The organism is Ralstonia psammae (assembly GCF_958405935.1).
GTDB classification, from domain to species: Bacteria; Pseudomonadota; Gammaproteobacteria; order Burkholderiales; family Burkholderiaceae; genus Ralstonia; species Ralstonia psammae.
In genome coordinates, this window is the sequence record NZ_CATZBU010000020.1 from 43873 (window position 1) to 50428 (window position 6556).

The 6556-nt window shown below is 61.0% G+C and carries 4 protein-coding genes, 1 pseudogene and 1 other annotated feature; of the genes and pseudogenes, 4 read left to right on the forward strand and 1 reads right to left on the reverse strand.

All coding sequences use genetic code 11. The annotated features are described in order from the left end of the window. The first annotated feature begins 2 nt into the window (after window positions 1-2). Window positions 3-3131 (forward strand): LPD7 domain-containing protein, encoded by a 3129-nt coding sequence (locus R2N16_RS23785; protein ID WP_316669229.1) that lies wholly within the window; start codon window positions 3-5, stop codon window positions 3129-3131. Between the two features lie 393 nt (window positions 3132-3524). Here R2N16_RS23785 and merR read toward each other — a convergent pair whose 3' ends face one another. After that, window positions 3525-3923, reverse strand: coding sequence for a mercury resistance transcriptional regulator MerR (gene merR, locus R2N16_RS23790; protein ID WP_316669231.1), 399 nt, complete (start codon window positions 3921-3923; stop codon window positions 3525-3527). A gap of 416 nt (window positions 3924-4339) precedes the next feature. Here merR and R2N16_RS25575 point away from each other — a divergent pair, with 416 nt between their 5' ends. From R2N16_RS25575 to R2N16_RS23805, 3 genes and pseudogenes are all read left to right on the forward strand, one after another. Further along, on the forward strand, window positions 4340-4633 hold the full coding sequence (locus R2N16_RS25575; RefSeq protein WP_428984160.1) for a GDCCVxC domain-containing (seleno)protein: 294 nt from the start codon (window positions 4340-4342) through the stop codon (window positions 4631-4633). Between the two features lie 392 nt (window positions 4634-5025). Beyond that, window positions 5026-5331 carry an H-NS histone family protein gene (locus R2N16_RS23800; protein WP_316669232.1) on the forward strand — a complete coding sequence of 102 codons (306 nt, stop codon included), beginning with the start codon at window positions 5026-5028 and terminating at the stop codon, window positions 5329-5331. A 208-nt stretch (window positions 5332-5539) separates the two neighbouring features. Continuing rightward, window positions 5540-6556, forward strand: a pseudogene (locus R2N16_RS23805) (IS3 family transposase); the annotation flags it as partial. Further along, window positions 5818-5934, forward strand: a sequence feature (AL1L pseudoknot). (Overlaps the previous pseudogene by 117 nt.)

Genomic DNA, 6556 nt, shown 5'->3' on the forward strand with positions numbered 1-6556 from the left:
CCATGCTGATCCGTGTGCGTGGGAACAACGATGGCGTCAAGGCTTACCTGGAGAAGGGGCAGAAGCAAGACCGCGAGTTCGGGCGCGACGAGATGGATGAGCGCGTCATCCTCGCTGGCGACTTGGATTTGACCGACGCGTTGATCCAGACGATCGCCACTGACGCTGAGCGCTACCTGCATATCACGCTGGCGTTCAAGGAAGACGAGTTGCCTCGCGAGGTGCTCGCCGACATCACGCGCGATTTCGAAGCGTTCATGTTCGCGGCGTACCGGCCGGACGAATACAACTTTTACGCCGAAGCCCACGTTCCGCGCCTTAAAAGCTATGCCGACCGCAAGTCAGGTGAGCTGGTCGAGCGCAAGGTGCACATCCACGTCGTCGTGCCGTCGCTGAATCGGCTGACGGGCCGGCGCCTGGACCCCTTCGGCAAGGTCGAGCAACAAACGCGCTTCCTGGAGGCCTTCCAGGAGCACGTCAACGCCAAGTATGGCCTGGCCAGCCCGCGCGACAACCGGCGCGTCGCCTTCACCGATTCGTCGGAGATGATCAGTCGCTACAAGGGCGACGCGTTCGACGGGTCGAACCGTGAACTGCGCTCCGCGATCTTGGATGCGCTGTTGGCACGGGACATCACACGTTACGAGGATTTCCGCGCGCTCTTATCCGAGTTCGGCGAGGTGCGCACGCGCAACGCGGGCCGTGGCAACGAATACGAGAACGTGAAGCCGCCTGGCGCGGCCAAGGGCGTCAACCTCAAGGAATACGTGTTTTCGCGCGAGTTCGTGGAACTCAATGCTGACGGCAAGCGCGCAGCCATGGAGGCCCGGGTGCATGCCGAGTACGTCGTGCCGGGCGAGTCGCGCGGCACGCCGACCGTGTTCCGTGAAGCGCTGACCGAGTGGCACGCGGTGCGCGCACGTGAGGTCAAGTACCTCAACAGCGGCAGTCCGTTCTACAAGATCTACCGAGAAGCGCCGGCGGACGAACAGCGCAGGCTGCTGGCCGAGCGGGAGTTTCAGTTCTATCAACCCTATGGAGGTTTGGATGGCAAAGCAATCGACAGAGGCGAGCGCAGCGGATACGGCGAGCGGGACGCCTGGCGTTGGGCCGAACGAAACGGTGGATGCGGATGGGGTGATCCACACCCTGCGCACGGACGAGAAATCGAAGCGCAGCCAGGCCAACGTGACCGGCGAGGCGGGCACGGGCGTGGTGGCGTTGACGTTGATGCAGATCGACCCATCGAGGCGCCCGAATCCGCAGACCGTGTGCGAGGTCTGCCCCTCGGCGGTGTGGATGGCCACCCCACGCGAGGTCAAGAGCTACTGTCGCCTGATTCACTACTGGAGCTGGGAGTCGAGCAAGCCGAACGAGCTGACGCATTGCGATGGGCTGGCGATTTCGCTGGAGCAGGAGCAGGCGAAAGACGCGGCGTAAGTCAGTCGGCTGAGGATCTCGCGTGGCGGTTTGTGGCGGCACGGATGTATGACGCTTATCAGGCGGGTGGTCCTGCAGAACGGGCGCACCTGAGGGCAGCAAGCGCGACAAAGTTTACTCAGTACCAGTTTGCGCCGCCGCCCGGTGCGGCGGGCACGCCGGCACCGTTTGGCCAGCGACCTGGGCCGCGTAACTTGGCGGACATCCCGGGCTTTGATGCGATTGACTCGATGCCGTTTGAGCTGGCGTGGCCGAGTTCGTCTGTCCGACCAAATGCAATTAACAGCCAGCCTGTTGAGGCTGACGCTCTCAACCAGCACTTTCAGCCGCCCCAGCCATGGCCACCGGCCGTCGGCGCCGGCGACATTCTGGTGCAGTTCAACAGCCGAGCTCGTCCGTCCACGGGGCGCGAGGCAGATAGCGTGCTGGATCAACTGGCGCGCGATTTGTCGGAGAGGCGGGCCGCCGGCAGCGACATCGAGCGGGCCGAGTTCCGGGAGATCAAGGCGAATCTGGATGCGCAGCGGCTGATGGATACGCTCTCACGGACGCATGGGTTGATCGTTGAGAAGTATGCGATCACCAAGGGTGCCGACGGCGGTGATCGCATCCGTGCCGGCACACGCAATCTGAACGTGTCGGACTTTTTGACGAAAGAACTGAACCTGTCGTGGGCGGACGCGGCGCAGCTGCTGCGCACGACCTACCGGGCGCAGACCGGCCGGGAAATTGAGGCGCCCTCACCGCAGCGGCCGGAGCCGACGCCGGTGCTGTGGCGCGAGTTTATGCTGGAGCGTGCGAGTTTTGGTCAAGCAGGCCGGGCGGTGTGGGCGGCGCAGTTGGGGAGTGAGCGCGAGCGGCGCGATGCCATCCGAGCGGCGTTCCGTGCGGCTCGAAGCGCGATTGGCGAAGATCCGAAGCTGTCGCGGGCTCAAGTGAAAGCCGCGTTGTCGACGGCGCGGATGACGCGCGTCGGGCGTGAAACGGCGCTAAGTCGCACGATTACCACCGAGCGCGATACGCTGCGCGCATCGCGGCCGTCGCAGGAGGATCGCTACCTCGCGTATCTAGCAGCACGTGGCCAGCGCGGCGACCACGCGGCGCTGTTCGAGCTGCAGCGACTGCGCCCGCAAGAGCCGCCAGAAGATGCACGTCGACTCACGATCCGACCGGCGCGCCCAGTGCAGCCTAACGCAATTCTGTATGACGGCCCGGTCATCACTCACCAGGTGCAGCGCAACGGCGACGTCGAGTATCAGCGCAACGGCGATGCGCTGCTGGTCGACCAGGGTGAGTCGGTGCGACTGTGGCAGAACGATCGGGACGCAATCGAAATCGCCCTGCGCCTGGCGCTGCAGAAGTTCGGGCCAGCGCTGGAGCTGACCGGCCCACTGGAGTTCCAGATGGAGGCAGCGCGGGTGGTGGCCGATGCGAGGCTCCAAGTTGAGTTTGCTGATGGCACAATTAACCGCCTCTGCCGAGAGCGAAAAGAGGACGTCGCGAGACTGGCCGAATCGAGGCAGCGACAATCCTTTGAGTGGGGCGTTGGCACCCAGAAGAGAGCACCAGAAGGGACGGTACCGGGGAAAACGGATCGGTCCCCAGAGCGTCATCCAGACCGGCTCGGTCACGACAGCCGGGATGGTGGCCAATATCCCCACCCCGATCCCGATGGCGACGTTGAGCGCTGATGCAACCTTTCGGCGCCCACGCGCACATTCTGGATGATTTGCGTAGGCTCCGGAGCACAGAATGGGGCCAAAGTTAGCCGCTTCCGCTCATAGCGATTTTGCGCGTCCTTTGAGGGTCTAGGGACGCGGCCCGAATCCGATTGATCCTAGTTTCAAAGCACTTTAAGGCTGTCGTGGAGACAGCCCTGTCGGCATAGCGAAGAAAAGTACAAAAAAGGGCAGTTTCGCCCGAAAAAATTGCGAAGTAGTCTGAAAAAATAGCGAAGGAGATTGCAATGCGTTGGCCTGCTAGGGCGGACCATAGAAGGTCCGCGTTCTCTTGACGGCCTCCAGCACAGATAGTCACGTCGCCATGCCCGTGGCGGAACTCAAAAACTGACACAGTTCCCCAGCTCAATCGTGCGCTAGTGCATCGATGATCGGACAGGTTTCGAGGTCGTCACGTGCTTCGCACTGCCGTACCAATCCCATGAGCACTTCAGCCATGGCGGCAAGATCAGTCATCTTGCGCTCAATTAAGTCCAGTTTGCGCACGGCTAATGCATGTGTTTCGCAGCACACAGATGCCGCATCCAGCAACAGCAATGTGTTGATCTCGTCCAACGTGAATCCAATCGCCTGCGCCCGTTTGATGAAGCGTACGCGCTTGACTTGTTCCGATGCATAGCGCCGGTGGCTGCCCGCCGGCTTTTGGGGTTCGTCCAGCAGGCCGCGCCGCTGGTAATAGCGGATCGTCTCCACGTTCACGCCGGCGGCTTGTGCCAACTGCCCGATGGTCAGGTCTGGGCCCATCACATTCTCCTTGACTCCGTACCCAAGTACGGACTTTAAACTAACAGCAGAGCGAGGAGATTCGGGCGGTCGGGTATCCACCGGTTCGGTGAAGACGCAAGATTGCAGGTGTCCGGGTCACCATCGGTGCATCAGTGTGCTGTGCTCGGTATCGGTGGCTCGTAGGTGGGCCGCCCGACTGTCACGCGGCTATATCTTCCGATTTTCATAGGCCTGGCGTTGCTGCTTCTCGGACTGGCAATCCGCAAGGTCCAGTGCCGCGTGCCTTTTCGGAGAGGTGCCCGGGATGGGCGCTATCGGTTTCGACTTTAGAACGGCCACAGTCATCTATGAGGCTGGCTCAACCTCGTCGCCGGCATTGACGCGGTCGATGGCGAATGCAGGCTATCCGCCCACCATTCAAAAGTGACATAGTCATGAGAGCGGTCGTCCTCGAATCGGTGCTGACCCGCCCGCACTGCGGCTCTGCCAAGCGGGACCTCATGCCTAGGAGGCCCTGCTTGTTTTACTGGGGATGCCCGCAATGGAGAACCCTGCTGCGACCTAAGCCAAGAGATTGCTGCCTATTCTGTTCATTCGGTTCGGTGCCGTGCCCGCCGTCCACTTGCAGCGGGGATACTGTGGTGGATTTGACCGAACAATATTTGCATCACCGGCCGGGTCGTTACCAATTTCCGCAACAAAAAAAGGGGAGTCGATGTGGCGCATAGGTATTGAGCTCAAGCGGAATGAAGGGCACTCGATACACTTTCTGAAACAGTTTGGCCGTAGTCTCCGAATTCGCCAGCTGGGCCACTGCCGAATTCCAGAAAACCGCGGCGGCGGAGAGTCTCGAATCGCGGCGGGAGGCCAATTCCGGTGCGGGGTCTTTACGAGATTGCTGCTTCAGGGTCAGTATTGAGGCCCTCTTTGACGGTGGGCTATGTTTCCGGAAATTTGCGCCGAAACAACCATTTCCCACGTTTCCGAAGAACTGTTTTTTTTCGGGACGCGAAAGGCTATTTCACCGTCATGTAACCGTTGCATGGCCTGACCTCCGTAAGCCGAGGCAGCACTGCAACGCCAATAGAGACTGCTTCTCCCTACTATCAACGTGTTTACGATGGCGAGCTATAAGGAACTTCTTCTGCAGATTCGAGAGCTTCGGCAACAAGCCGATGAGATGAAAATGCGTGAGCGCAACGATGCAATCCGAGATATCCGCGAAAAGATCGCGATGTTCGACCTGAAGGAGGAGGAACTCTTCAGCAGGACTGGAAGGGCGCTCTCAAAGTTCGCCGGCAGATCTGTACCTGCCAAATATCGGGACCATGAGGGACATACTTGGAGCGGACGCGGAAAGCAACCCTTGTGGCTGGTGAAGAAGCTGATGTCCGGCGCTTCGCTGGACGATTTCTTGATTCGTTAGTATGTGCCGTCGGCAGTCACGTCGTCTTCCCGCTGCACATGTGCGTAAGATTTGAATCTACTCGCTCCTCCTGTTGTTCTACACTTAGTCTGACATCCTGCGCATCTGAGAACCAGCACTCCGGAGCTTTTGAGCGCTCCGGAGGAAACCGAGGGAACTGAATCGCCCCGGGATTCGAGGAGGCTCCGACTCTTGAGAGAATGGAGCCATGAACAAGACGAACAAGTTCTCACCCGAGGTGCGCGAGCGCGCCGTACGCTTGGTGCAGGAGCACCGAGACGAATATCCGTCGCTCTGGGCGGCCGTTGAGTCCATCGCGCCCAAGATTGGCTGCGTGCCGCAGACGCTGCTGGACTGGGTTAAGCGGGATGAGATCGACAGCGGGCAACGCGACGGCCTGACCAGCAGCGAGCGAGATGAGCTCAAACGCTTGCAGCGCGAGGTCAAGGAGCTGCGCCGTGCCAACGAGATTCTCAAGACCGCCAGCGCGTTTTTTGCGCAGGCGGAGCTCGACCGCCAACTCAAGCGGTGAAGGCGTACATCGACCGCTACCGCGATGCGTACGGGGTCGAGCCCATCTGCAAAGTCTTGCAGATGGCCCCGTCTTGCTACCGACGCCACGCGGCGCGGCTTCGCAACCCGGCACTGCGCTGCAAACGCGCCCAACGCGATGACGTGCTCATCCCCGACATCGAGCGCGTCTGGCATGCCAACTGGCAGCTGTACGGTGCCGACAAGGTCTGGAAGCAGATGAACCGCGAAGGCATCCGTGTCGCGCGCTGCACGGTCGAGCGTTTGATGAAGCGTCAGGGGCTGCAAGGCGTGCGTCGTGGCAAGGTAGTGCGGACCACGACGCCGGACACTTCGGCGCCATGCCCATTGGACCGGGTCCAGCGGGTGTTCAAGGCCGAACGGCTCAACCAGTTGTGGGTATCGGACTTCACCTACGTCTCGACCTGGCAGGGCTGGCTGTACGTGGCGTTCGTCATCGACGTGTTCGCGCGGCGCATCGTGGGCTGGCGTGTGAGCAGCACCATGCGTACGGACTTCGTGCTGGACGCCCTGGAGCAGGCGCTGTATGACCGTCAACCGGCCTCCGACACCTTGGTCCACCATTCCGACCGTGGCTCGCAAGGCGGATTCAACCGGTCGTCGCAACACCGTTATAGAGAAGGTGTTTATGGGACGACCAGCGGGGTGGATGCAGAAGTTGACGGGGCGAGGA

Bases quoted from the DNA above. Each gene is read 5' to 3' on its own strand.
- R2N16_RS23800 (WP_316669232.1), top strand. From the start codon at position 5,026: ATGGCGAGCTATAAGGAACTTCTTCTGCAGATTCGAGAGCTTCGGCAA.
- R2N16_RS23785 (WP_316669229.1), top strand. From the start codon at position 3: ATGCTGATCCGTGTGCGTGGGAACAACGATGGCGTCAAGGCTTACCTG.
- merR (WP_316669231.1), bottom strand. From the start codon at position 3,923: ATGGGCCCAGACCTGACCATCGGGCAGTTGGCACAAGCCGCCGGCGTG.
- R2N16_RS25575 (WP_428984160.1), top strand. From the start codon at position 4,340: ATGAGAGCGGTCGTCCTCGAATCGGTGCTGACCCGCCCGCACTGCGGC.